The organism is Blautia acetica (assembly GCF_038739805.1).
Lineage (GTDB): Bacteria > Bacillota > Clostridia > Lachnospirales > Lachnospiraceae > Blautia.
The window spans coordinates 1-25,627 of sequence record NZ_JBBEWO010000018.1 but is presented as its reverse complement, the minus strand read 5'-3'; the positions used below and the strand labels follow the sequence as shown (position 1 = coordinate 25,627).

Annotated in this window: 25 protein-coding genes; 6 read left to right on the top strand and 19 right to left on the bottom strand. The window is 43.7% G+C overall.

Annotated features, from left to right (window positions below; translation table 11 throughout):
- Positions 1 to 37: 37 nt before the first annotated feature.
- Positions 38 to 1,357, bottom strand: a complete 1,320-nt coding sequence (locus WBS51_RS11765; protein WP_173747711.1) for a replication-associated recombination protein A — start codon at positions 1,355 to 1,357, stop codon at positions 38 to 40.
- A gap of 9 nt (positions 1,358 to 1,366) precedes the next feature.
- Positions 1,367 to 2,035 (bottom strand): polysaccharide deacetylase family protein, encoded by a 669-nt coding sequence (locus WBS51_RS11760; protein WP_294461680.1) that lies wholly within the window; start codon positions 2,033 to 2,035, stop codon positions 1,367 to 1,369.
- A 163-nt stretch (positions 2,036 to 2,198) separates the two neighbouring features.
- Here WBS51_RS11760 and WBS51_RS11755 point away from each other — a divergent pair, with 163 nt between their 5' ends.
- The gene (locus WBS51_RS11755; RefSeq protein WP_294461682.1) at positions 2,199 to 3,236 is read left to right on the top strand and encodes an FAD:protein FMN transferase; all 1,038 of its coding nucleotides are present in this window, start codon (positions 2,199 to 2,201) and stop codon (positions 3,234 to 3,236) included.
- 72 nt (positions 3,237 to 3,308) lie between these two features.
- Here the strand turns inward: WBS51_RS11755 and WBS51_RS11750 are convergent, their stop codons facing one another.
- The 5 genes from WBS51_RS11750 to WBS51_RS11730 form a co-directional block, all read right to left on the bottom strand.
- Positions 3,309 to 4,076, bottom strand: coding sequence for a hypothetical protein (locus tag WBS51_RS11750; RefSeq protein ID WP_173748010.1), 768 nt, complete (start codon positions 4,074 to 4,076; stop codon positions 3,309 to 3,311).
- 20 nt (positions 4,077 to 4,096) lie between these two features.
- Positions 4,097 to 5,008 carry an FMN-binding protein gene (locus WBS51_RS11745; RefSeq protein WP_173747717.1) on the bottom strand — a complete coding sequence of 304 codons (912 nt, stop codon included), beginning with the start codon at positions 5,006 to 5,008 and terminating at the stop codon, positions 4,097 to 4,099.
- A gap of 13 nt (positions 5,009 to 5,021) precedes the next feature.
- Positions 5,022 to 5,969, bottom strand: coding sequence for an RnfABCDGE type electron transport complex subunit D (locus WBS51_RS11740; protein ID WP_173747719.1), 948 nt, complete (start codon positions 5,967 to 5,969; stop codon positions 5,022 to 5,024).
- Positions 5,966 to 7,345: an electron transport complex subunit RsxC gene (gene rsxC, locus WBS51_RS11735; RefSeq protein ID WP_173747721.1), complete on the bottom strand. Its 1,380-nt coding sequence runs from the start codon at positions 7,343 to 7,345 to the stop codon at positions 5,966 to 5,968. Before rsxC ends, WBS51_RS11740 begins: the two co-directional genes overlap by 4 nt.
- A gap of 99 nt (positions 7,346 to 7,444) precedes the next feature.
- Positions 7,445 to 8,599, bottom strand: a complete 1,155-nt coding sequence (locus WBS51_RS11730) for a glycerate kinase family protein (protein ID WP_173747723.1) — start codon at positions 8,597 to 8,599, stop codon at positions 7,445 to 7,447.
- A 343-nt stretch (positions 8,600 to 8,942) separates the two neighbouring features.
- Between WBS51_RS11730 and WBS51_RS11725 the strand changes: the two genes are divergently transcribed.
- Complete coding sequence (locus tag WBS51_RS11725) at positions 8,943 to 9,512, top strand: glycoside hydrolase family protein (RefSeq protein WP_294461688.1); 570 nt, start codon at positions 8,943 to 8,945, stop codon at positions 9,510 to 9,512.
- Between the two features lie 59 nt (positions 9,513 to 9,571).
- Here the strand turns inward: WBS51_RS11725 and rplT are convergent, their stop codons facing one another.
- The 3 genes from rplT to infC are packed head-to-tail and all read right to left on the bottom strand — an operon-like array spanning position 9,572 to position 10,693.
- Positions 9,572 to 9,928 (bottom strand): 50S ribosomal protein L20, encoded by a 357-nt coding sequence (gene rplT, locus WBS51_RS11720; RefSeq protein WP_111918615.1) that lies wholly within the window; start codon positions 9,926 to 9,928, stop codon positions 9,572 to 9,574.
- A 42-nt stretch (positions 9,929 to 9,970) separates the two neighbouring features.
- Positions 9,971 to 10,168 (bottom strand): 50S ribosomal protein L35, encoded by a 198-nt coding sequence (gene rpmI / locus WBS51_RS11715; protein ID WP_004223312.1) that lies wholly within the window; start codon positions 10,166 to 10,168, stop codon positions 9,971 to 9,973.
- Between the two features lie 30 nt (positions 10,169 to 10,198).
- Positions 10,199 to 10,693 (bottom strand): translation initiation factor IF-3, encoded by a 495-nt coding sequence (infC, locus tag WBS51_RS11710; RefSeq protein ID WP_173747729.1) that lies wholly within the window; start codon positions 10,691 to 10,693, stop codon positions 10,199 to 10,201.
- A 506-nt stretch (positions 10,694 to 11,199) separates the two neighbouring features.
- Here infC and WBS51_RS11705 point away from each other — a divergent pair.
- The gene (locus WBS51_RS11705) at positions 11,200 to 12,555 is read left to right on the top strand and encodes a sodium-dependent transporter (protein ID WP_294463083.1); all 1,356 of its coding nucleotides are present in this window, start codon (positions 11,200 to 11,202) and stop codon (positions 12,553 to 12,555) included.
- Between the two features lie 109 nt (positions 12,556 to 12,664).
- On the opposite strand, the gene WBS51_RS11700 is transcribed toward WBS51_RS11705, so the two are convergent.
- The 6 genes from WBS51_RS11700 to WBS51_RS11675 form a co-directional block, all read right to left on the bottom strand.
- A complete protein-coding gene (locus WBS51_RS11700; RefSeq protein ID WP_173747733.1) occupies positions 12,665 to 12,982 on the bottom strand; it encodes a DUF1540 domain-containing protein in 318 nt (105 codons plus the stop codon).
- 58 nt (positions 12,983 to 13,040) lie between these two features.
- Positions 13,041 to 14,372: an MATE family efflux transporter gene (locus WBS51_RS11695; RefSeq protein WP_173747735.1), complete on the bottom strand. Its 1,332-nt coding sequence runs from the start codon at positions 14,370 to 14,372 to the stop codon at positions 13,041 to 13,043.
- A 117-nt stretch (positions 14,373 to 14,489) separates the two neighbouring features.
- On the bottom strand, positions 14,490 to 16,469 hold the full coding sequence (gene thrS, locus WBS51_RS11690; RefSeq protein ID WP_294463089.1) for a threonine--tRNA ligase: 1,980 nt from the start codon (positions 16,467 to 16,469) through the stop codon (positions 14,490 to 14,492).
- 394 nt (positions 16,470 to 16,863) lie between these two features.
- A complete protein-coding gene (locus WBS51_RS11685) occupies positions 16,864 to 17,619 on the bottom strand; it encodes a YdcF family protein (protein WP_294463092.1) in 756 nt (251 codons plus the stop codon).
- Positions 17,620 to 17,708: 89 nt separating this feature from the next.
- Positions 17,709 to 18,215 carry an SEC-C metal-binding domain-containing protein gene (locus WBS51_RS11680; protein WP_111920284.1) on the bottom strand — a complete coding sequence of 169 codons (507 nt, stop codon included), beginning with the start codon at positions 18,213 to 18,215 and terminating at the stop codon, positions 17,709 to 17,711.
- A gap of 250 nt (positions 18,216 to 18,465) precedes the next feature.
- On the bottom strand, positions 18,466 to 19,455 hold the full coding sequence (locus WBS51_RS11675; protein WP_294463098.1) for a M14 family zinc carboxypeptidase: 990 nt from the start codon (positions 19,453 to 19,455) through the stop codon (positions 18,466 to 18,468).
- 59 nt (positions 19,456 to 19,514) lie between these two features.
- Between WBS51_RS11675 and WBS51_RS11670 the strand changes: the two genes are divergently transcribed.
- Positions 19,515 to 20,348 carry an HAD family hydrolase gene (locus WBS51_RS11670; protein WP_173747743.1) on the top strand — a complete coding sequence of 278 codons (834 nt, stop codon included), beginning with the start codon at positions 19,515 to 19,517 and terminating at the stop codon, positions 20,346 to 20,348.
- A 114-nt stretch (positions 20,349 to 20,462) separates the two neighbouring features.
- Here WBS51_RS11670 and WBS51_RS11665 read toward each other — a convergent pair whose 3' ends face one another.
- The 3 genes from WBS51_RS11665 to WBS51_RS11655 form a co-directional block, all read right to left on the bottom strand.
- On the bottom strand, positions 20,463 to 21,725 hold the full coding sequence (locus WBS51_RS11665) for an MFS transporter (protein ID WP_294463103.1): 1,263 nt from the start codon (positions 21,723 to 21,725) through the stop codon (positions 20,463 to 20,465).
- A gap of 91 nt (positions 21,726 to 21,816) precedes the next feature.
- Positions 21,817 to 22,653, bottom strand: coding sequence for a class II fructose-bisphosphate aldolase (locus WBS51_RS11660; protein WP_294463106.1), 837 nt, complete (start codon positions 22,651 to 22,653; stop codon positions 21,817 to 21,819).
- Entirely contained in the window at positions 22,601 to 23,236 is a 636-nt protein-coding gene (locus WBS51_RS11655) for an MFS transporter (RefSeq protein WP_294463109.1), read from the bottom strand. Before WBS51_RS11655 ends, WBS51_RS11660 begins: the two co-directional genes overlap by 53 nt.
- Positions 23,237 to 23,241: 5 nt before the next feature.
- On the opposite strand from WBS51_RS11655, the gene WBS51_RS11650 reads away from it, so the two are divergent.
- Positions 23,242 to 24,915, top strand: coding sequence for a sensor histidine kinase (locus WBS51_RS11650; RefSeq protein ID WP_302702860.1), 1,674 nt, complete (start codon positions 23,242 to 23,244; stop codon positions 24,913 to 24,915).
- Between the two features lie 35 nt (positions 24,916 to 24,950).
- On the top strand, positions 24,951 to 25,511 hold the full coding sequence (locus WBS51_RS11645) for a response regulator (protein ID WP_294463114.1): 561 nt from the start codon (positions 24,951 to 24,953) through the stop codon (positions 25,509 to 25,511).
- Positions 25,512 to 25,627: the final 116 nt, after the last annotated feature.

The following is a 25,627-nucleotide window of genomic DNA, read 5'->3' as shown; positions in this document are numbered from 1 at the left end:
TTATAACAATAGATTTTATCACTTTAGTCTGGGAAACTCAACTGTTTTCCCGAATCTTTCGGAAATATTCCTGTATCTCCTGCTCATACCCATTGTCTGTTGGACGATAAAAGACTCTGCCTTCTAATTCAGAGGGCAGATACTGCTGCTTTACATAATGATTGGGATAATCATGAGCATACTGGTATCCTATTCCATGCCCCATTTTGGCTGCCCCTTTGTAATGAGAATCCTGAAGATGGACCGGCACGGTGGTTTTCACAGAGCGCACTGCTTCCATGGCCTCGTCCACGGCCAGATAAGCCGCATTGCTCTTAGGCGCACTGGCTACATAAGTGACTGCCTGAGCCAGGGGAATCCGTGCCTCCGGCATGCCAAGGCGTTCTACGGCCTGAGCTGCCGCTACTGCTACCTGCAGTGCCTGAGGGTCTGCATTTCCCACATCCTCTGCCGCACAAATCATAATTCTGCGGGCAATAAATTTAATGTCTTCCCCTGCGTACAGCATTTTAGCAAGGTAAAATACCGCTGCATCCGGGTCAGAGCCCCGCATACTTTTAATAAAAGCAGAAATGGTGTCATAATGGTTGTCCCCTGTCTTGTCGTAGCGCACCACCCGTTTCTGAATACACTGAGACGCTGTTTCCAAATCGATATGGATTTTCCCGTCTTCGCTCTTTTCCGTGGTTAAAACTCCCAGTTCCAAGGCGTTTAAGGCCGCCCTGGCATCGCCTCCTGAAATATCTGCCAGAAATTCTTTGGCCTCATCCTCCAATACAGCGCCATAGCTTCCCATTCCCCGCTCCGTATCTGTGGCAGCCCTCTCCAGCAGTTTGCAGATGTCTTCTTTTTTCAAAGGCTTTAGTTCAAAGACAATAGAACGGGAAATCAAAGCTCCATTTACCTCAAAATAGGGATTTTCCGTGGTAGCACCGATTAAAATCAACGTGCCGTCCTCTACGAAAGGAAGCAGATAGTCCTGCTGTCCCTTATTGAATCGGTGAATTTCGTCTACAAACAAAATGGTTTTCTTTCCGTACATACCCAGGTGCTGCTGCGCCTCCTTCACCACTTCCTCCATATCTTTTTTTCCGGCAACTGTGGCGTTAATCTGCTGAAACCGGGAACTGGTGGTATTGGCAATGACCTTGGCCAGCGTCGTTTTTCCGGTTCCCGGCGGACCGTAAAAAATCACGCTTCCCAGTTTATCCGCCTTAATGGCACGGTAGAGCAGTTTATCTTTTCCGATAATATGTTCCTGCCCTGCCACCTCCTCTAAGGTGCGCGGCCGCATGCGGGACGCCAGAGGAGATTCATTTTCCAGAGTCTGTTCTTTCATATAATCAAATAAATCCATACGCTTCTCCTATTCCAACAGCAGTTCATCTACTGTAACAAATTCATAACCCTGCTTTTTCAGTATATCTGCAATCTGCAAAGCCGCATCTACAGAGGACTGAAAAATATCGTGCATTAAAATAATATCACCTTCCTGCACATCTTTCACTACCCTTTTCACAATTTTTTCTGTATTTTCCGTTGTCCAGTCCAGAGAATCCACATTCCAGGACACCGGAATCATGGTAATCTCAAAATCCAGATTCTTTTTCCACGCGCCAAAAGGAGGACGGACAAAGGAGGTACAAATTCCCGTATTTTCATAAATTTTATTGCAGGTCAGCAGAATTTCCTCCTCTGCCTGGGATTCCGAAAGTTTTTTCAGATTTACATGGTGATAGGTGTGATTGCCAATCAGATGTCCTTCCTCCTGTATACGCTTCACAACATCCTCATTTCCCTCAATATTTTTCCCAATGAGGAAAAAGGTGGCGCGAATGTCTCTTTCCTTTAATCCGTCCAGCAGTTTTTCTGTATAAACGCTGTGAGGACCGTCATCAAAGGTCAGCGCAATCCGGGGGTGTTCCTGATCCAAAAGCTCCCCTGCCGTCTCCCTGGCTTTTTCCATTCCATTTCCTGCATATCCCAAAACTGCCAGAAATAACAGCGTGCACAGGAGTGTTATCCACTTTTTCATATTCTACGTTCTCTGCCTATCCTCTTTCTTCTATAATAATATATGCAGTGTTTCTTTTTATTTTCGCTGGAAATCCTTCTGCAGACAGAATCCTGCTCTTGACAGAATCTTTCCCTCCCATTACAATATTTTTGAATCTTGACAAAAAAAGTAAGGAGCGTTTATGACAAATCGAAAAACTATGACTGTTGTCTGCTGTCTGCTGGGACTGGCGGTGCTTATAACCTTTGCCGTCTTCTACCAGAAAAAAGAAAAGCAGGCAGAACCAATATCCGCAACGGCCTTTAAACTGAATACCATTGTCACAGTAACCATTTACGATTCCAAAAATCAGAAACTGGCAGATGAAGCCGTAGCTCTGTGCGACAAATACGAAAAGCTGTTCAGCCGCACGATGGAATCCAGCGAATTGTATCAGCTGAACCACGGTACTCTGCCAAAAGAGGGAAATGCCTTTGTATTAAGCGAGGAAACTGCAAAACTGATTCAGAAAGGACTGGAATACGGAAAAGTTTCTGACGGAGCTTTTGACATTGCCATAGAACCCGTATCCTCTCTCTGGGATTTTACTTCCGGAAAAAAGGACATCCCTTCTCAGGAAGACATCTCAAAGGCCCTGCCTCTGGTCAATTACAAAGATGTGCAGCTTGACGGAAATCTGCTGACCTTTGCCAAAGAAGGCATGGGACTGGATTTGGGCGCCATTGCCAAGGGCTATATTGCAGACCGCATCAAAGATTATCTTCTGGAACAGGGCGTAAAAAGCGCCACCATCAACCTGGGCGGCAACGTTCTCTGTGTAGGAGAAAAGCCAGAGGGCACCCCATTTAAAATCGGTATCCAGAAGCCCTTTGCAGACCGCAGCGAAACCATTGCAGTTATGAATATTTCAGATAAATCTGTGGTATCCTCCGGAATTTATGAACGATATTTTGAAAAGGACGGGAAAATTTACCACCATATTTTAAATCCTGCTACGGGGTATCCCTATGACAACCATCTGGTGTCCGTCACCATTATTTCCGATAAATCCGTGGATGGGGACGGACTGAGCACCTCCTGCTTTGCACTGGGACTGGACAAAGGCATGGAACTCATCAACAGCCTGCCGGATGTACAAGCCGTGTTTATCACAGATGATTATGAATTGCATTACAGCGACGGATTTGAAGAAGAAATTTCTATGGCCGATGTAAAATAGAAAAATAACAGCATAACTCAAAAGAAAGAAGTGCACAGGTGATTTTCCGGCCTGCAGCACTTCTTTCTTTTCTCAATAAATACTAAGTATCATATAAATAAATCCCATGGAAAGCATTTCCACCGGAAGGCCCCGGAAGGCTTTCCATGTATTGGCAAATTTCAGTGTTTTCTGTACAGACCAGAACAACACCACGGGTACGGCTGCCGTCCAGATAAGACCTGCCACCTGTCCAAAACTCTCCATGTCAAAGGGACGCATAAAGAGAGCCAGCGGAATGACCAGCCAAAGGGTTCTCGTATCTGTGTGGTTCTTCTTCAGCACACTGTTCGCGCAAGCCAGGGAAATTCCCGCTGTGAGGAATCCGAAAATAACGTCCTGGAAAATACCAGACTGAAATTCTGCTTTCATAATCAAATTGCCAAAGATTTCGCCTGTCCCGAAAAATTCTCTGCCAATGGCAAACAGTATCCAGAATCCCCAGCAGACTGCAGATTCCCACAGCAGTTCTCCATACTCTGCATCTATATTCTCTGAGATTACATGCTTTGCCGCAAACAGTCCCAGAATCAGGGTCATAAGCCAGGTTCCCCATTCCATTTCCAGACCAAGAGCTGAAAAGCCCAGCAAAAAGGCGCTGGAGCTAATCGCTGCTGTCCCCACGCACACGCAGCCCATGAGGCTCCAGCGGGGAATCCGGGATTCCAGCAGGTTTTTCAGCACTTCTGCAAACACAACTGCCAGAATCACCAGAATACCCGCCGCAAACGCTTCCTTCATGCCGGCAGAAAACAGTACCATACCCAGGGCAAAGGCTTCCGCCGGATATTTTATTTTCATCAAATCCTGTCCTCCACTTTCTATTTTACTGACTGCAGAAACTCATAAGCAGCATTGATACCTTCCACTGCTGCAGTAGAGGAAATGGTTGCTCCTGCTACTGCATCTACCTGTGTGCCGTTCTGTGGTTCCTGTGTCTCAGTTTCTTCGCCTGCTGCCTGATTCAAGCACTGCTCTGCCAGGTTTACAAAGCCGCCTACTGCAATGCTGACACCAGATACTGCGTCTGTCTTTCCCTGCTCATTCACATTTAAAAAGCTAAGGGACTGCTTTTCAATAAGGGCTGCAGACAGCGCTTCTGCCTGTTCTTTCCAGGTAAGGCCGTCCTCTGTCATCACATATTCGCCGTTTTCGGAAAGCACACTCTTCTTACTGCCATCCGCTCCTACAGATTCCCAGTTTACAGCTGTGATTTTTCCGTCTTTTACCGTCATGGTTACCTGGTCTGTAAATCCGTTATTATCCGGGCCATCTGCTTTTGCCTCATAATCTCCATCGGCCAATGTCCTATCTTCCAGAGAAATCTCCTCTTTTTCCTCCAGACTCATGCCAGGGAGATATACCGGGGCTTCTGCACCTTCAAACTGTGACAGAAATTCTGATTCGGCAATTTTGGCACCCAGACCCTCTGTTTCTTTTTGCTCGGTCACTTCCACCTTTGTAATTTTCTTTCCTGCTTTATCAAAGGAAACGTTTAGGAAAATATCTCCGCCGTATCCCTTTGTCTTTACAGATACCAGATAGCCGTCTTCTGTTTTAGAGGCGCTTTCAATGCCTTCTGCACCCTTGGTATCCAGTTCTTCCGTAACTTTTGCTTCTGCGCTCTCGCCTTCGGTGTCCTGTGCCAGAGCCTTGGAGCCCAGAATCACACCAAAAGAAAGGGCGGTCACAACTGCCAGTGCCAGAATTCCTCTTACATTTTTATTTTTCATCTCTTTTCCTCCGTTAAGCCTTAATTTTCCTGATGCCGTATACATGTTTTTTATAGAGCAGGGACAACATTCCCGCCATACAGTTTGCTGTTAAAATACCGAAACAGATACCTTCCGGGTACACACTGAAAATTCGTATGGCAGCCGTAATCACACCGGCTGTGGCTGCATAAAGCAGTTTTCCCCTTCTGGATACAAATACATAATCTGTCAGCATATAGCAGCCGCCCATAATCAGCCCGCCGCCAAAGAGATTCAGCAAAATATCTCCTGTAAAAAGACCTTCCGGTCCAAATATAAAAGTCAGTACCGTTACGGTAGCAATATAAGTAAAGGCCGCTTCTGCATTCACCACGCCCTTATAGCACAGATAGCCGAAGCCCACCAGAAGCAGCAGCTTGCTGGTTTCGCCCATAGCGCCTGGCATTTCTCCCAGAAACATCTGTAAATAACTGTATTCCGGGGTATTTCCCCCTTTTACACTGCCCAGTATGGTTGCCGCGGAAACTGCGTCCACAGAAACGGTTTTGGGCACCACATACTGCATGACTGCCTGGGGCCATGCCACCATAACCAGCAGTCTTCCCATAAGCGCCGGATTTACGAAGTTATTCCCCAGTCCGCCAAACATCTGCTTCACCAGCAGAATACTGAAAACATCTGCTGCAACCAACACCCATAGCGGTACGGTTACAGGCATATTAAATACCAGCAAAAGTCCCGTTACCACAGCACTGAAATCTCCCGCTGTCACTGGTTTTTTCGCCAGTTTCTGCCAGATATACTCGGTCAATACACAGACCGCCACGGAAAGCCCCGCCAGATACAGCGCGCGGATTCCGAAATAGTAAATTGCTCCTAAAAGCACAGGTACCAAAGAAATGGCTACATCCATCATGACTGCTCTGGTGGTTCTCTGTGTCCGGATGTGAGGTCCGTTTATCACTCTTGCTTCACTCATGCTTTCTGCACCGCCCTTTCTCTCATTCTCTGTTTCACCATATCTCTTGCCATTCTGGTACTGACAGAAAGTTCCCTTTTTGCCGGGCAGGTATAAGAACAGCAGCCGCAGGCAATACACTCACTGGCATACAGACTTTCACACAAGTCATAGTCCTCTTCACGGAAGGCAAAATCAATGGCATAGGGAGTCAGACCCGCCGGACACACGTTTTCACAACCGCCACAGCGCATACAGGGCGATTCCTCCTGCCGGCTGTCCGGCAGCACCAGAATACCGGAGGTATTCTTTGTCACATAAAAAAGTTCCTCTTCTTCCGTCCAGTCCGATGCCACGCAGGGTCCTGTCATAGGGCCTCCGGCAATGATTCTGTTTTTCTCTGCGGTCACACCGCCGCAAAGAGTCAGCAGTTCTTTTGCAGAAGTACCTACAGGCACCAAATAGTTTCCCGGCTCTTTCACACATCCGGTAACGGTGACAATTCTCTGAATCAGCGGCATCCCTCCCAGTATCATATCGGCAGCGGCCTTCGCTGTTCCCACATTGGAAACAATCACGCCCACATCTGCCGGCAGTCCGCCCTGGGGTACTTCTCGTCCCAGGACCGCCTGTATGAGCTGACGCTCACCACCCTGGGGATATTTTGCCGGAAGTTCTCTGATTTCCAGTTTTTGGGTTTCCTCTATCTTTCCGCTCTGTTTTGCAGCTTCTAAAATTCTGCGAAGACTGCGGATGGCCTCCGGCTTATTATCTTCAATGCAAAGATACGCCTTCCTGGCTCCTGAAGCCTTTAAAAGCAGACAGATACCATTTAAAATTCCATATCCCTGCTCCAACATCAATCGGTAATCACAGGTCAGAAAAGGTTCGCACTCTGCACCGTTTATCAAAAGACTGTCAATGGATTTATCCGTTTCATATTTTTTATGAGTTGGAAATCCCGCGCCTCCCATACCGGTAAGACCGCCATCCCGAATTCCTGCCAAAATCATCTCTTGGGAATAGGATTCCAGGCTCACCATTTCTGTCTCATACTTTTGAGCCTCTCTCCCCTTTTCTCCTTCATTTTTTATTATGCAGCTCAAAACCATGCGGTTTTGCTGACGCACTTCTTTCACGTCCAATACCTCTCCGCTGACGCTTGCGTGAAGAGGTGCTGCCATAAATGCCTCCGGCTTTCCAATCTGACTTCCTTTGAGAACTTTATCCCCTGGCTTTACCAGCAGAGAGCATTTGCCTCCAAAGGACTGTTCTGTCAGAATGGTTACTGTCTCAGGCCAGTATTCACGGACAGGCAGATTCATGGTCATGGCTTTGTCATAACCGTCTGTGGGGTGGATTCCTCCGGGGAATCCGCTTTTCTTCTTTTTCCACATGTTCTGTCTTCCTCCAGTCACTTTCATTTGTTAAATAATTGACATGCCATCCTAAGATAACATATCGGAGAGATTTTGGCAAGATTATTTTTTATCCATTTATTGTATATTCTTCTTATTTATGGTAATTCCTGCTCTTAAAATGCGAAACAGACGTTCTGCGGCATCTGCATACAGCATTTCTGCCTGTTTCAAAGCTTCTTCAAGACACATAGGACTGTTTTGCGTTGTCATAATACTGTCAATTCCACAATCATAAACTGCCTTTGCACCTTCTCCCATGGCTCCCGCAAGTGCAAGCACCGGGATTCCCTTTTTCTTCCCACAGGTTCCTATTCCATCCAGCACCTTTCCGCAGACAGACTGGCCGTCAATTCTGCCCTCTCCGGTAATAATCAAATCCGCATCCCCAATCATAGTTTCAAAATCCACCATCTCCAATACCGTCTGAATTCCTGACTGCAGTCTGGCATTGCAGAAAGCCAGAAGGGCAGCACCCATACCTCCTGCTGCACCGGCACCCGGAATTTCAGAAACTTTACGGCCGCAAAGCACTTCTATTTTTTCAGCATAGTGTACCATTCCTCTTTCCAAAATCTCCAAATCCCTGTCTGACGCGCCTTTCTGCGGCCCAAAAACATAGGTTGCACCCTGGATTCCCAAAAGAGGGTTCGTCACGTCACACATGACACAAAAGGAAGCATTTCGCATTTCAGACAGGATACCGCTGCAATCTATTTTTTCTATGTTTCCCAGCGTCTCTCCAACGGGTATAAACCTTTCTCCGTCTTTGCTGTAAAACTCTACTCCCAGAGCAGCCAGCATACCTGCTCCACCGTCATTTGTCGCACTTCCGCCAATGGAAACCGTGATTTTCCGGTATCCCGCTTCCAGAGCATTGCGGATAAGCTCCCCCGTACCATAGGAAGTCGTCTTTCCTGCATTTCCGGATTTATAGGGAATCAGGGTAATGCCTGAGGCCTGCGCCATTTCAATGAAGACCCTGTCTTCGTCCAAAATCAGATATTCCGCCTCTACAGCTGCCCCTAACGGCCCTGTTACCCGGCATTTTTTCAGTTTTCCTCCTGCCGTATTCCATATTGCCCTCATAGTGCCTTCTCCTCCGTCTGCTATGGGAACTCCTACGGTTTCTGCTTCCGGAAAAATTTCTTGTGCCTTTTGTTTTAAAATACCAATCTGCTGTTCTGATGACAAAGTTCCCTTAAAGGAATCGGGTGCAAATACAAATTTCATGATGTGTTTTCCTTTCTACTTGTTTTTCTCTTTTAAAGGTGTAATAATACTTTTGTTCTATCATATTACTATTTTAACAGGGGAATCAACTATGAAAAACAAAGGTCTATTTTTTACCCCTATTTTGCTTTCTGTTCTATTTTCTTTCACCTAGTTATTTTTGACCAAAATGGCCAGTTGCTTCAGGAATATCCAGATGTGAAAGTCAACTGGCTCTATCCTCTGGAAAACTCCAATTTCATAATTGCCGGAAACTTTAACAAAGAAATCTGTTCCTTTTCTCTGGATAAAGACGGAAATCTGTCGGAATACCAGACCCTCTTTACCAGTGAAAACCTTATGATTGACCCTACCATTATCCAGAAACGCCGATTCCAATGCAGCAAATGGAACTTACACGGTACATACTTATACTTCAAAAGATTTAAAAAACTGGGAATATCATTCTGACATTCTTACCTGTCAAAACAATTTAGAGGACGGGGACATTTTGTATGAAAATGGCATTTTATACTATGTGTTTGAAAAAGAAATGTACGATAAAGGTCCGTCTTCCTTAAATGTGATTTCATCTGCGGATGGCGGTTTCACCTGGTCTGGGGAAAAAGAGATTCTGCCTGCTGATGCCGACCACGAACCAGCAGCCTGTCTGCCTGATAAATCCAGTTATACCTTATATTACAGCAGCGACAGTCAGAATCCCGGTAAAAGCTATGCCAGTGCTTCTGTGTATAAAATAAAACTGGACCGTGAATTTACTCCTTCTGCTTCCGCAGTCCCTATAGATTTGCAGGAAAAACAAGGAATTTTACTCTATGATGTATCCATAAAAAATAAGGAATCCTACTTTTTATATTCCCAAAATTATTTAACGGACAATCGCTTAATATTAAAATCTATAAGTTCCTCTTGACTCTTCCCTGTAACAGAAAAACCCCCGTAAACAAGCCATTTACGGGGGTAAAAATTTCATTAAGCTAATTTGGATTTAGCAAGTTCTGCTAAAGAAGCAAATCCCTGAGCATCGTTGATAGCCATATCAGCTAATACTTTTCTGTTCAGGTCAACATTCGCTAATTTTAATCCGTACATAAATTTGCTGTAGGATAATCCGTTCATTCTTGCAGCAGCGTTGATACGAGCAATCCATAACTGTCTGAACTGACGTTTTCTCTGTTTTCTGCCTGCGTAAGAACTTGTTAAAGCTCTCATAACAGACTGTTTTGCTACTCTGTACTGTTTGGAACGGGCTCCTCTGTAACCTTTAGCCAGTTTTAATACTCTATTGTGTTTTTTCTTAGCGTTTAATCCGCCTTTAATTCTTGCCATTCTTAATTTCCTCCTATATTAAACATACTTACACACAAACGATTAGATGTAAGGTAAGATTTTCTTCATGTTCTTTACATTAGTTGCATCTGTGATAGCTGCTTTTCTGAGATTTCTTTTTCTCTTCTGAGATTTCTTTGTTAAGATATGGCTCTTATAAGCTTTATTTCTTTTTAATTTTCCTGTACCTGTTGATTTGAAGCGCTTTGCGGCTGCTTTCGTTGTTTTCATTTTTGGCATGTTTATGTCCTCCTTAAACTCTTTTTCTTATTAACGTTTTTCTGTCAAAAACATAGTCATGCTTCTGCCTTCTACCTTTGGTGCTTTTTCCACAACGGCAATGTCAGACAGAACCTGCGCAAACTCTTCCAAGATGTGTTTGCTGCTTTGCATATGTGCCATTTCTCTCCCCCGGAAACGCAGAGTAACTTTTACCTTATTTCCCTTGGTCAGGAATTTTCTGGCATTATTGACTTTCGTGTTCAAATCGTTTTCCTCAATATTAGGGGATAAACGCACTTCTTTGATTTCTATGGTTTTCTGTTTCTTCTTAGCTTCTTTTTCTTTTCTCGCTAATTCGTACTTATACTTGCCATAATCGATAATTTTACAAACCGGCGGCTTTGCTGTAGGAGCAATTTTTACAAGGTCCAAGCCCGCTTCCATGGCATGTTTCTGCGCATCTCTTGCGGACATAATGCCCAACTGTTCTCCGTCTGCGCCGATGAGACGTACCTCTCTGTCTCTGATTTGTTCGTTAATCATTAAATCGCTAATAGTAGTGCACCTCCATAATATTGATAAACCACATGTTTTGAACTTGTTTTAAAGAAAGAATAAGAATCTACAGAGCAGTTTCCTGCGCCTTCCTGCCATTACAGAAAGATATAAAAAAAGTGACTAATCTGCAACATCTGCATACTACCCACTGATTATCCGCATAAGAAAACGCTGTGCGCCTCATTATCTTCATATAAACCGTAGTCACTTACTCGTGCTAGGGTGAGAGTGGATACTCTGCTTTCTTTTTCTTCTTCAGACTTATACAGTATAACATAGAGCGCTCTGAAATGCAATAGTTTTTTTCTTTTTTATACATTTTATATTTTTTTTACTTTTTTCGCAGAAAATTCTTGTTTTTTTGCCTGTTCAATGGCATAATGAGTGTCATATACCGCAGGCGTTGTATTACGTTGAAGTGATACAGACTGCGACGCTTTATTCCAAAAAATCAAAAAAACAAAAATATCTTAGTGAAAAAGGAGAGGTTTATGGACAAAAAAAGAGGAAGTTTTTCTAACAAAATGGGCTTTGTTCTTGCAGCAGCAGGCTCTGCCGTGGGACTTGGAAACCTCTGGCGTTTTCCCTATCTGGCAGCGAAATACGGCGGGGGAATTTTTCTGCTGGTGTATCTGATACTGGCAGTCACTTTGGGATTTACCCTCATGATTACCGAAATTGCTATTGGACGCAAGACAGGTCTCAGCGCCATCGGTGCTTTCAAAGCGCTGGATAAACGCTTTAACTTTGTAGGTTATCTCGCTTGTGTGGTACCTTTTATTATTACCCCTTACTACTGTGTTATCGGCGGCTGGGTAGTAAAATATTTTGCAGCTTTTCTCACAGGTCAGGGTTCCGCAGCAGCCGGAGACGAATATTTCAACGGCTTCATTTCACAGGCCACAGCGCCGGTATTCTGGTTTGCCCTGTATATTCTGCTCACTGCCGTTGTGGTTATTTTCGGTGTGGAAAAAGGAATCGAAAAAGCAAGCCGCATTATGATGCCCTTGTTAATTGTACTGATTATAGGCGTTTCTATTTTCTGTATTACCAGACCCGGCGCAGGGGCAGGCGTAAAATATTATCTGCTTCCTGATTTTTCCAGATTTTCAGCCACCACAGTACTGGCTGCCATGGGACAGTTATTCTATTCCATGTCACTGGCCATGGGCATTATGATTACCTATGGTTCTTATATGAAGAAAGACAGCAGCCTGGAACAGTCGGTACGCCAGATTGAGATTTTTGACACCGTCGTTGCTTTCCTGGCAGGTCTGATGATTATTCCTTCCGTCTTTGTCTTTTCCGGCGGAGACGAGGCAGCCCTTGGCAAAGGACCATCTCTGATGTTTGTCACACTGCCTAAGGTATTTGAAAGCATATCCTTTGGCGGAGTTATCGGCGCGGCTTTCTTCCTGTTGGTACTGTTTGCTGCACTGACCTCCTCGATTTCTCTTATGGAAACCAACGTATCCATTGTAAGAGATAAGTTTGGCTGGAGCAGAAAAAAATCCACCCTTATAATAACCCTTTACGTCCTGATTCTGGGGTCCATCGTTTCCCTGGGCTTCGGACCTTTGAGTTTCATCAAGATTATCGGACTGGGACTTCTGGATTTCTTTGATTTCCTCAGCAACAGTGTTCTGATGCCCATTGTAGCGATTCTCACCTGTGTCTGCATCGGACATTTTATTGGTTCTAAGACTGTGGAGGATGAAGTAGAAATAAACGGTCCTTTCAAGGTAAAGAAATTTTACCGTATTATGCTCAAATGGATTGCCCCTATCTGCCTGGTGCTGATTCTGATTTTCGCAGTTTCCGAGGCGATGGGCTGGATTAAAGTCTGATGTAAAAAGAACGGTCACATGAAACACACAGCGAACCTTTTTCGTTCTGATTGCTGTTTCATGCAGCCGTTCTTTTTTTATTCTGCTGTCTTATATACCGTAAAAATTTTTATTTTGCTGTGAAGCTGCCGCATTTGGTATCATCACATCTGCAGGCCGAAGCACCGGCAATGGTGATTTTGTCCGCACTGCATTTTTCCTGCGTGTTAAAGGAACAGTCACAGGCCTTACAGTCCACTTCAATCGTTTTGCAGGCACAACCTGTTTCTGCCCGGTTCACAGTCCCATCCTTCTTTTCCACAAAACTTCTGCAGCAGGTTTCATCTGCTGTTTCCGCCGTAGTTCCCTCAACCAGAATATCTCCTTTGGAACAATATTCATCTTTATTATACATACAGTTTCTGGCTGTACAGTTTAATAATGGCATGCTGCTACCTCCTGAATAAATTTTCTTTTCAGAGATAGTATTTTCCGTTTTGTTATTTTTATTCTGTTTTTCGATTTTCCCTGATTTTTTTCAAAAGCAGGGGCAGTTCAAACAACAGCATGGCTATCCATCCCAAAAGGTACGCCACCGGAAGTGCACGAATTCCCATATGCAGGCTGTAAACCAGCGGCAAAGCAGACAACACCCGAAATCCCATGTTCATGATACTGCTCCACAAAGTAACCTTCAAGTCTCCGATTCCCCGGAAATATCCCTGTACTCCATTGGTTACCGCAGGCAAAATGTAAATAAAGGCAATCAAATGAAGGTAAGAACGTCCAAGCTGTATGACCTCCTGGTCATTGACAAAAAGCTTCATGAAAAAATCTGCTCCAAAAATGCAGGCTACGCCAATTAAAAGACCATAGAGAACTTCCATTACCATGCCCCAACGAAAGCCTTTCCAGATACGCTTCTTTTCTCCTGCCCCGTAATTCTGTGCCATAAAAGAAGTCATGGCCGAAGCAATGCTCTGCTGTGGTACAATAGCGAAATCATCAATTCGATTCACTGCGGCAAAGGCTGCAACCACAGAAACTCCCATGGTGTTGACAATGACCTGTATGCCAATTTTCCCAAGCTGTACTGACGCCTGCTGCATGGCGCTGGCCCAGCCGTACCGGATGGTTTCTGCAAACTGACTCTTATCAAAAAACAGCCAGTCCTTCCCCAGACACAAAATCTTTACTTTCTTCCTGATATACAGCCCGCAGAACAGACTGCAGCAGGCCTGGCTGATAACGGTTGCCAGAGCACAGCCTGCGCTGCCCATATGAAAGACCAGCACAAAGAACAAATCTCCAAAAACATTCAGCACAGAGGCAATCACCAGAAAGTAAACCGGCGTCGTGCTGTCTCCCAGAGCCCGCAGTGTATTGGCATAAAAGTTATAAATAAAGGTAAAAACCAGACCTGCAAACACAATCCGAAGATACTGGGACGCCAGCGGAATCAATTCTTCCTGTACCTGTATCAGCCGTAAAAGCCAGGGAGCCCCTGCAATACACAACATGGAAAGTACCAGAGAAAATACACAGCCTCCTATCATAGTGGTGCTGATTTGCTTTCGCAAACGCTCCATTCTCCCTGCTCCGAACTGCATTCCCATAAGAATGGAGGCGCCCATACACATACCGTTGATAAATAAAATCGCAAAGGTCATCAGGGGATTACTGCTGCCTACTGCTGCCAGCGCCTCGGTCCCCACAAATTTTCCTACAATGATACTGTCTGCCGCATTGTAACAAAGCTGAAAAAGATTTCCCAGCACCAGCGGTACCGCAAAACCTGCTATCTGTGGAGCTATCTTTCCTTTTGTCATATCTTTCATACTGTTTCCGCCTTTTCTCCAAAGGAACCGGAACCACCGCATAACAGGCATATCCACATTCCATACCCTTCTGCGGCAGCACCGGTTCCCCCTTACATCTGTATGTTTCCTGCTGCTTTATGAATTCTCAATTCTTTTTCCTTCTGCGTCCACCTGGATTTTACGGATTTCCTTTGTACGGATTTCCCTGCAGACAGCGTCCATAAACGCATCTAAAGACTTCTGTCCTTCATCACCAAGGTAACGGCTTCTTACTGACACCACCTGTTCTTCCTCTTCCTTTGCACCCACTACTAACATATAAGGAATTTTCTGCAGACGGGCTTCTCTGATTTTATAACCAATTTTTTCGGAACGGTTGTCCACGCTGCTGCGGATTCCATTTTTCTTCAGCTGTGCCTGTACTTTTTCTGCATATTCACCGTATTTTTCAGAAATCGGCAGTACGCGAACTTGCTCCGGACACAACCAGGTAGGGAACAGACCGGCATATTTTTCAATGAGCCATGCCAGCGTTCTCTCGTAGCAGCCCATAGCGGTTCTGTGAATAATGCCGGGACGTTTCTTTTCCCCGTTTTCGTCAATATAATACATATCAAACTGCTCAGCCAGAAGCGCGTCCCACTGAATCGTTATCATGGTGTCTTCTTTTCCGTACACATTCTTAGCATTAATATCTACCTTTGGACCATAGAAAGCGGCCTCTCCCACATCTTCCACAAATGGAATGTTCAGTTCTGTCAGAATCTGACGGATGTGTTCCTGTGTTTCTTCCCAGACTTCCGATTCTCCAATGTATTTTTCCTTATTATCCGGGTCCCATTTGGAAAGATGATAGGTTACATCCTCCTCTACCCCCAGAGTTTCCAGACAGTGTTTTGCCAACGCCATACAGCCTTTGAATTCTTCCACCATCTGGTCAGGACGCATAATCAGATGTCCCTCGGAAATGGTAAACTGGCGCACACGAGTCAGACCGTGCATTTCACCGGAATCCTCGTTTCTAAACAGAGTAGAGGTCTCGCCATAGCGGATTGGCAGGTCTCTGTAAGAATGTTGTGTTGCCTTGTATACATAATACTGGAATGGGCAGGTCATAGGACGCAGCGCATACACTTCTTTGTCCTTTTCTTCATCTCCCAGTACAAACATGCCTTCCTTATAATGATCCCAATGTCCGGAAATCTTATACAAATCACTTTTTGCCATAAGCGGTGTTTTGGTACGGACATAGCCCCATTCGTTATCCTCCAGGTCCTCAATCCATCTCTGGAGTTCTTTTAAAATAATCACGCCTTTTGGCATGAGCAGAGGCAGACCCTGTCCGATAACATCTACGGTTGTAAACAGTTCCATCTCTCTTCCCAGCTTGTTGTGGTCGCGTTTTTTTGCCTCTTCCATTTGAGCCAGGTACTCATTTAATTCATCTTTTTTGCTGAAAGCAGTTCCGTAAATACGGGAAAGCATTTTGTTCTTCTCGTCGCCTCTCCAGTATGCACCAGAAGATGAGGTCAGTTTAAATGCCTTTACTCCCTTGGTATTCATTAAGTGAGGACCTGCGCATAAATCTACGAAGTCTCCCTGGGAATAAAAGGAAATCTCTTCCCCTTCCGGCAGGTCTTTTATCAGTTCTACTTTATACGGTTCACCCTTTTCTTCCATAAATTTAATGGCTTCTTCACGGGGAAGTGTGTAACGTTCAATTTTTGCACCCTTTTTGATGATTTTCTTCATCTCTTTTTCCAGTGCGTCCAGTTCCTCGCGACTGAAAGATTCATGGTCAAAATCATAGTAAAATCCGGTGTCAATAGAAGGTCCGATAGCCAGCTTTGCTTCCGGATATAAATTTTTTACCGCTTCTGCAAGAACATGAGACGCCGTATGGCGAAGGGCTGCCAGTCCCTTTTCATCATTTGCTGTAAGAATACTGACTTCACAATCCTTTTCCACTACTGTTCTTAAGTCTACAACTTCTCCGTCTACTTCTCCTGCACAGGCTGCCCGTGCCAGTCCTTCACTGATGTCCAGTGCGATTTCGTATACGGATTTGCTTTCTGCGTACTCTTTCTGTGAGCCGTCTTTCAATGTGATAATCATAATTGTCTTCTCCTTTCCTGATTCCTGCAGGAGTGGTCATACCCGAAGGCTTTGTTAAACAAAAAAATCCCGTCCCCTGCAGCCCTGTGTGACTGCAAGGGACGGGCGTAATCTTTGCCCGCGGTTCCACCCTTCTTGTTAAAAGCATTTGCTTTGGTAACCACTTCATTTGATGATAACGGAATCACCGGACCGGATTGGGGTCACTCAGAGGTAGTTTTCAAATGGTTCCGTAACAGAACGCTCTCAGCCTGCGCGCTCCTCTCTGTGTCCTTCCGCATTTTACTCGTCTCGTCAACGTATTGAATATTTCTTTTATGTTTTCATATTATAACCGTCTCTCTTGCTTTGTCAACCTCTTTTTCTGTGTTTTTTCTTTTTGATTTTTCCTTTTCTACAAATTTCCTGCCGCTTTATCCTTTAAGACACCCAGAAATTCCCGCACCAGATAATTCACCATCAAAAATCCATTGCTTTTCGCCGCAAGCCCGTATATCTCACAATCCATCTTCTTTCTGGCTATAGCGGTTCCCCTGTAAAGATGAAAACTGCTGGTAACGATACCCACCCGTCCCGTTTTATCTGCCTTCTGCCATTTTTGTTTCCATATCCGGTAAGAGCAGGCAATATTCTGCTGGGTATTGACGGACTGGTCTTCTTTTATCAGCCTGGCCGCATCAATACCTCTCTTCGTCAGTTCCCGGTACATACATTCTGCCTCTGAAATCCCCTCATCCTCACCCTTGCCGCCGGAAAGAATGGCTTTTGTTTCGGGATTTTGTTTCAGATATTCCTCTGCTTTGCGAATCCGGTATTCCAAAGACAGACTGGGGTGAGTGCCCTTTACCTGGGCGCCAAGTACAATAAGACACTCTAGTCGTTTTTCTTCTTTTTGAAACATGGCTTTTACAATCTTTGCTTCCACAAACAAAAAGAGACCGAACAGCAAACAAAGACTGTAAAGTATTCCTTCCAAAAGTATCTGTGGGACTTGTATGCGAAAATGCAGAGCCGCCCCACCAGCCCAAAATCCCACTCCCAGCAAAATCCACAGTACAGGAAATTTTGAGGAAAATCCTGCATACAGAGCAATGCCGGCGAAATACAACATACTCACGATTCCTAAAAGCAAGAGCAGAAATTCTGCCATAGTCTGCCCGTTTCCTTTCTCTTTCTATCCAGCATACCACAAAGGGACGAGTGTTCTTTTCCCGAACTTCGTCCCTTCTTTTCACAATCTTATTTATTTCTTCCACAGCAGTGTTTATATTTTTTGCCGCTGCCGCATGGACATGGGTCATTACGTCCGATTTTCGGTCCTTTTACTACAGTACCGGATTTTTTCTGCTCCAGATACAGTTCTTTTCTCTTTTCTTCGGAGAAAATGCTGTTCCACTGCGGCAGCTCGTATAACCAGTCTGCTTTGGCGTCTACCATGTTTTTGTACAGAGTTTCCAGGTCAAATCCCAGATTTACCTCTGTGTTTTCATCCATTTCTTCGATAGGGTTCTGGATTTTCAAACTGTCATTGATACCATCCAGAAAACCAACCATCGTCATAACTTCTACGTCGTATTTTTCTGCCAGTTCTTTTACAGTTCCTTTTACTACTTCGTTAGGATTGCTGAGAAGTTTCTCATAGATTCCTTTTTCGATTAAGAAATAATTTGTCCAGAATTTCTCAAGCTGCACTCTGTCGGCCTGCTGAGAATATGCCATATCTCTCCAATCTTGTAATAATGCCATGTATCTTACCTGCCTTTTGTTTATTTTCCTGATTTACCATTTCGGTTTAACAGGTATAGTATATACGAAAACAGAGAGTTTTTCAATCTGTAAAATCAAATAATGTAAAATCCCATAAAATTTTTCTGTACTTTGTATAACTTTTGATTTTCTGCCCATACTACAGATAGTCCACAAAGAGATGGCTCAAATGCGAGACGCTCTTTGCAGACAACCAAAGAAAAAGTAGAAATACTTTATCCTCCCCTTTTTAGCCCCCGTACTTGCCGGTTCGGGGGCTGTTCTCTTTTTCCAAATCCAACAGCATCTCCTCCCAGACCCTCCTGTTTTCCCGGTATATCTCTTCAAAGCACCACCAGGGAAGCGGTGAATCCGGCTTTCCTATCTCTACCGTCAGACTGGGAATTTTCATACTTTGCAGCGCCCAGTCCTTATACCCCGCTGCATCCAGCTTTTCAAAATTCCCATCTTTTTTATATCCCGTCACCTCTGCAATTCTATCTGCAAAATTCTTTGTCCTTTCTTTCAGTACTCCTTCCTGCCCGAAATTCCAGTAAATCACCTGGCCGGATGAATGATAGGACAGCGTTCTCTGGAATTTTGCCTCTCTGGTCAGCTGTGTCAAAATCCGGGTTTCTTCCTCCGATTCCGGATATGCTCCCTTATACTTTTCCGAAGAGGCTTCCCCCCTCCCTTCCGTATATTTATCCCAGTCCGCCGGAAAATTCCTGTTTAAATCCACACCTCTGGCATTGGCCTTCCACTTTCTGAAATAGACCTCATAAGACAGATTTTTTCTTTCCTTCTCTGCAATTTGCAGTACTTTTCTGCGGAGCCCGGGATTTCGGATACTGTTCTCACCAAACTGGCTAATGCTTACCCCATCCGGATTTGCCATAGGAATGACATAAATCGCTCTGTTTTCCAATAATTTCTCATAACTGACTCCTTTATAAACACGGTTGTACTTAAGGTGCAGAAGAAATTTTGCCGCCTGCTCCATTAAAAGCTGACAGGTCATATATTCCCGTCCGTGAATTCCCCCAAAAATAAAAACCTTTTGTTGTGCATTTTGTTTTCCTATTCTCATACAATCTATCTTCCTCAAATCTGCTGACTTTCCCAAAGACTGTACTTGCAGATATTCCGGAAATATCCTTGCAAAAATACCCAAATCGTTCTGCATATTTTCGTAGGTATAACCTAAAAACCGTGGATAGTCCCAATTCCAATTATCCATTGACGGGTACCTCTAAAATTATTATAATAATAGATATTCTAAGCAAGGGAGATTAAGACGTGAAGAACTTAAAACGACTCCTCGCAGTCATAGGAATTATCCTGCTGGCAGGTATGTATGTCCTGACTTTTATTCTGGCTCTGACGGATAATTCTGCTGCCGGCAATATGATTATGGCCTCACTGTACGCAACTGTGATTATCCCCATTTTGCTGTACGCTTTTCTTCTGGTATATCATTGGACACACCAGAAAAATGACGTTATTCCGAAAATCCTTGGGGAAAATTCTGATGTTGATACTGTGATTTTTGATATCGGAAAAGTGCTTGTAAAATATGACTGGAAGAAACTTTTAAAAGAATTAAAATATGACGAAGACACCGCGCAGGCCGTTTCGGAAGCTGTATTTCTCAGCGAAGACTGGACAGAAAGCGACAGAGGCGTCCGCACAGAAGAGGAAATCCTTCAGTCTTTTATTACCAACAATCCTTCCTATGAGAAAGAAATAAGGGAAACCTTTGCACGAATGGGCGAAACCATTTCTGTGTGCTCTTACACAAAAGACTGGCTGTCCTATCTGAAAAAACGGGGCTACAAGCTCTATTTTCTTTCCAACTTTTCAGAGCCCCTGTACAAACGCTGTACAAAAGATTTAAAATTTCTGGAGTTTATGGACGGCGGATATATGTCCTGGCAGGTACACCTGCTGAAGCCGGAACCGGAAATGTACCAGAAACTTATTCAGGACTTCCAGATTGTTCCGGAAAAAGCCGTGTATATTGACGACTATATGGATAATGTGGCTGAGGCCAGAGCCCAGGGATTAAACGCCATTCACTTTACCGGAAGGAAAAGCGCAGTTCAGCAGCTTATGGACTTCGGAGTGAAATAATCTTTTATGTACATAATTGCATAAGGAAAAGAGGCAGCAGAGCGAATCTTACATTTTCCGATTCACTCTGCTGTCTCTTTTCTTCTTTCTGCTTTGTCAGACTTTACGACACTCTCAGCTTATGGATTCCTCCAGATGGGACAAATCTCTGGAGGCCATGGTCAGAAAAATGCACAGGACAAAGATTCCGATATTAAACAAAAACGGCAGCGCCGGATGTAAATCAAACATCCAGCCAACCAGACTTCCGAAAGGGGCTGAAATGCCAATCATCAGAACATTGTATAGCGCATAAATTCTGGAACGCTCCTTTGGCTCTACATAATGGGCCATGAGGGCGTCTTTTCTTGGAATAATCACTGCATACGCAGCAGCCTCTAAAATCGTGTATCCCATAACCAGCAGCAAATTTTTCTCCGGTGTAAGCAAAAGCAGCAAGTGACTGGCTATGTACATCAGAAATCCAATCTGAAGAGAAGCTTTCATTCTCAATTTCTGAAATAAATTTTGCAGTCCAATGACAAAGGCAATCATAACGATGGTACGAATAACCGGAAATACGGCTACCAACTCGTCCGATAAATGAATTTGCTCTGTTACATACAGAGAGAAAAAATTGGTGGTAGCAATCTGGATAATGTTGGTAAGCGCCATAAAATACACTACCAGACGCATTTTCCCGGATTTTATCATAGTGAGAAATACCCGGCCATACCCTTTCATCATAGAAAAATACGAAAGATTCCTTGTCTCTTCCATACGCTTTTTTCCAATCTGGGTTTCCCCGCCAAAATGATACAGCAAAAGAAATTTCGCAAGCATGGAAATTGCGGCAATAAAATACAGCCAGCGCATAACAGGAACCACGTCATGTTTGCCTACCAGAATAACGGCCAATGGTGAAAAAAATACAGAAAGCATACCGCACATCTGAATCAGAGTAAACGCGTTGGTAATATGCTTCGGCGGACAGTCCTCAATGAAAAGGCAGTTCCAGGAGGTATTGGTAATCTGGAAAGCTGCATTTACCGCCGCTGCCGCCAGGAACCACCAGAAATTCTGAGAAAAAGCCCAAATAAGACAGGGAACCGTCCACCCCAGAGTGTCAAAAATCACCGTTGCTTTTCGCCTGCCCATTTTGTCTGTAATGACTCCTCCGATGAGAGCAAAAAACATTTGCAAAAGAAACCCCACAGTAAGGGTTGTTCCGATTTCCAGACTGGTTAGCCCCAGCTTTCGCATATAAAGGGTCTGAAAAGGAACAAACAGGGAGTAAGGAATGAACCAGAGCGGTTCTGTGCAGATAGACCATTTGGGATTCCCCTTTAATTCCCGGAAGGTCTGTGCCAATACATGATTTTTTAGTTTTTGCAGCATGAAAAAATCTCCTTCTGTTACAAATTTTCCTTCAATGGCAACATTTTACAGGAAAGGGGAAAAAGATACAAGAGGAGCGGGCTTTTTTCATTTATTTTATTGAAAACACCTCTATATGATGCTTTACATTTTCATAGGTTCCTTTCACCATCACTTCATTCAAAGCAAAATAATTGTGTTCACCTTCCGATTTTAAATACTCCTCTGCTCTCCTGGTCAAACAGTCAAAGCTGGCAGTCGCAATATTTACCTTCACGATTCCAAGGGCGATAGCCTTTTGAAAATCTGCATCTGTAATACCGCTTCCTCCATGCAGTACCAGTGGAATTTCTGTTTTCTCATGAATCTCTTCCAATACGTCAAATGCCAGTTTAGGCGCCACCGGATAATTACCATGTGCATTTCCAATCGCTACAGCCAGTGCATCGATTCCCGTGCGCTCACAAAATAGTTTTGCATCGTCAGGGTTTGTACAGCGGATTCCATGATTCTCACTTCCGTCTTCACTTCCGCCAACCAGTCCCAATTCTGCCTCAACGGTGGCGCCATATTTTTTTGCCAGTTCCACCACCCGTCTGGTTCGTTCTATATTCTCTTCCAATGGATAGGTAGAACTGTCGAACATTACAGATGTAAAACCCAGTTCTAATGCTTTTTCTACCGTTTCCATGGTAAGACCGTGGTCAAGGTGTACTGCAATATCCACCTCTGCTTCTTTTGCCGCCTGTACCATCAGGGGCCCCATCAGTGCAAGGGGCGAATGTTTCAATCGTACTTCTGCGATTTGAAGAATGATTGGTGTTTTCAGTTCCTCGGCAGCCTGAACGGCTCCCTTTACCATTTCCATATTGCCCACACTGAATGCACCAATTCCTCTATGATGATTCTCTGCGCGTTCCAGCAGTGTTTTCATTGTTACTAATGCCATTTTTCTTCCCCTTTCCAATCTGTACTTCCAGCTTCAGATTATGTCCAAGAACAGTCAGACAACTCAATGCCGTCACTGCAAATAGAATTCCCGTCCCAAATACTATGTGCATTCCATATCCTTTTCCAGTTATATAGCTGGAAAGAGCCGGTGCTCCACAGGTAGCAATCACAATTCCCAACATAACAAATCCATAGTTTTCTCCGGTATGTTCCATTCCAAATATAGAACTTGTAAAAGATGGAAAACTTCCCATAATTCCACCATAACACCCATACATCAGCACAATTGCAGCAGTCACGGTATAAGATTTTGTAAATGTCAGCGCGGTCATCGCTATTACCGACACAACCAATACACCCTTTATACACACGACTCTTCCCACTTTATCAGAAATGGTCGGAAGAATCAGTCTGCTTCCTGCATTCACAATAGAACCGAGCATCACTGCACTGACAGCAACTGCAGATGGAATTCCAAGTTCAATCTGATAAGTTTGTGATACTGGAGAAATCAGAAAATATGAAATCAACCCAAATAACATCGTTGCAAGCAGCAGATAAAAATTCTTTGTGTGCATCATCTCTGATGATGTATGCTTTATATAATTCTGTTTCTACTAATTTATCCTATTCTGCCTCTGAAATCTATGCCTCTTTACAGGAAGCAGAAGAACTGGCAAATATGATTCTTGCCAACAATACCGTACAAACTCAATTACCTGCTATTGCTGATGAGAACTCCATAAGAAAAAAACAAAATATAGAAAGCAGTGTTTACAATACTCTTACGAATTATCTGTTTAACACCGCTAATCGGTCTATTTCTTATATTTCCATTTTACAGGAAAACAGTACCATCAGTACCCATTCTATTCGTTTCCAAAAGGTTCCTATGGACGTCCGAAATGATTTGATAAAACATGGGAGACTTGCCCAGGGTGCTACTATCTGGGTAACAGATTACAGTCAGGAATATGGTTTTTTTCTTGTAAAAGAATTAAGGGAAACCAACCCCTTTTCCCTTCAGCCTATTGGTACATTGATTATAAATCTGAATCTGAATACACTTATAGAACAGACCACCGTTTTTCATTCCTCTTATGAAGCACCATCTTTCCTTATGTTTGATAAAGGAACAGATATTTATTCTTCCAATCCTCTTCGTGAAGAAGATATTGAAAAATTAATTTCTGATACAAAAGAGGGATACAGTGTCACAAACCTGAACCACGAATCCTTTTTTGCCGTAAAAGGACAAATTCCCTTCTATGGCTGGCATTATATTGCTATGATTTCCTATGATTCCATAGCCCGTACTTTTACGCTTACCTCAGCTACTTGTATCCTTGTCATGATTCTTTCTCTTTGTACTGTATTTTTGCTTTCCTCTAAAATACTTTCCGCACTGACAAGACATTTTAACTATCTTATCACTAAAATGCACCTGGTTGGAGATGGTATTTATGATTTTACAGAAACCTCGGATGATTACAAACAGAGAAAAGATGAGATTGGACAACTTCACCTTCATTTTAATTCTATGGCAATGAAACTGAACACGCTTATTACAGAAAACTACACTAACGAACTCTTAAAAAAAGAAGCCCAGCTGAAAGCTCTGGAAAGCCAGATGGACCCTCATTTTCTCTATAATACTCTGGACTCTATCAACTGGCGCGCCAAAGCGCTTAATGCCGAGGATATTGTGCAAATCACCACAGCTCTTGGAAATCTCCTTCGGATTTCTCTTAGCCGTGCGAACACACCTTTTACCCTGGAGGAAGAAGTAAAACTTTTAGAAAATTACATAATTATTCAGAAACTGCGGTACCCCCAACGGCTGGAATACACAGTGGAAATTCCCCCTGCTTATTACTGTCTGCAGCTTCCCAAATTTACTATACAGCCTATTTTGGAAAATGCCATTCGATATGGGTTAGAAGAAATATCTGAAGTCTGTCACATTTCTATCCGTGCCTCTGTCAAAGAAAATGTGCTTCTGATTGAGGTAAAAAATAACGGTTCCTCTTTTGAAGAACACCTTCTGGAAAAACTGGAAACAGAGGAAATACACCCTCATGGATTTGGTATCGGACTTTTAAATATTCACAAGCGTCTCACTCTGTCCTACGGCAAAGAATATGGCTTGAAATTGACCAATGCAGAAGACGAACTAACTGGGGAAGAGTATGCCATTGTTCAGATTTCCCTTCCTGCAATTTCACAAAAAACTGAAGAACAACAAGAAAAAAACAATTAAAAATGAAAATACAACTATAAAAGAAAGGAATTGCTATGCTGAAATTACTAATTGTAGACGATGAAGAAATTATCTGTAATACCATTGCAAAAGTGATACCCTGGGAAGAACTTGGAATTACGCTTGTCGGAACCTGTCTGGACGGCGTAGAAGCTTATCATACAATTTTAGACGAATCCCCCGATATTGTCATGACGGATATCCGCATGCCCGGCATTTCCGGTCTGGAACTTATTGAGAGGATTTCTCATACCAATCTGAACACGCAGTTTATCATTCTATCCGGATACGGAGAATTTGACTATGCCAAACGCGCTATGAAGTGCGGTGTCCGTCATTATCTGTTAAAGCCCTGCGGCAATCAGCAGATTACAGACTGTGTGCAATCCGTAGTGAAAGATTGCCAAGAATTATACTGCCATGAGGAATCTGTTCTCTCAGACAACCAATTATTTAAAAATCTCCATTATGCTCTGATTCAGAATATCATCGGTGAGGGAATTGCTCTGCCTGAAGGAGAAACTGTCTCTTGGGATTCCTATGAAAAATATCTGGATTTTACGCAAACCCCTTATCAGCTTTGCCGAATTTTCTAAGTCAGCAACCACCAGTTCAACTGGTGGTTTGATATTAGCCCTCAAAAGGGCTTTATTACTGCTCGCCCCGAAGGGCGGTGTCGCAAGCACGTTTACTGGTCCGCTATAAAGCGGTA